Annotated in this window: 1 protein-coding gene; it reads left to right on the forward strand. The window is 69.8% G+C overall.

The genetic code is table 11. From position 1 onward, the window contains the following. Positions 1 to 25: 25 nt before the first annotated feature. A partial coding sequence (locus ACTWPW_RS64555) for an RNA-guided endonuclease InsQ/TnpB family protein (protein WP_443175091.1) occupies positions 26 to 599 on the forward strand: 574 nt, incomplete at its 3' end.

Genomic DNA, 599 nt, shown 5'->3' on the forward strand with positions numbered 1-599 from the left:
CCCCGCACCGGGCACCGGCGAGGTGGTGGGCGTGGACCGGGGTGTCGCGGTCAGCGCCGCCCTGTCCACTGGACAGATGCTGTACGTTCCCGGCCTGCGCGAGAGCGAGAAGGCGCGACTGCTGCGGTTGTTGCGCAAACTGGCGCGGGCCAGGAGGGGGTCGAGGCGGCGCGACAGGGTGAAGGCTGCCATCGCGCAGCTGAAGACCCGAGGAGTGGACCGGCGCACGGACTGGATCGAGAAGACCAGCACCGATCTGGCACGCCGGTTCGACGTGATCGCCGTCGAAGATCTGAAGATCTCCGCCATGACGCGGTCGGCGCGGGGCACGCTTGATGTGCCGGGCCGTAACGTCGGTCAGAAGGCCGGCCTGAACCGGGGCATTCTCGCCGCGGGGTGGGGCCGGCTGGTGGCCCGGCTGGAGCACAAGGCTCCCGGTCGAGTCGTGAAGATCAACCCCGCATACACGAGCCAGCGGTGCTCGGCGTGCGGGATCGTGGACCGGCAGGCGCGCGAGAGCCAAGCGCGTTTCCGGTGCCGGTCCTGCGGATACGCCGGCAACGCCGACGTGAACGCGGCACGTAACATCAAACACGCGG

The organism is Nonomuraea sp. KM90, assembly GCF_052246675.1.
Lineage (GTDB): Bacteria > Actinomycetota > Actinomycetes > Streptosporangiales > Streptosporangiaceae > Nonomuraea.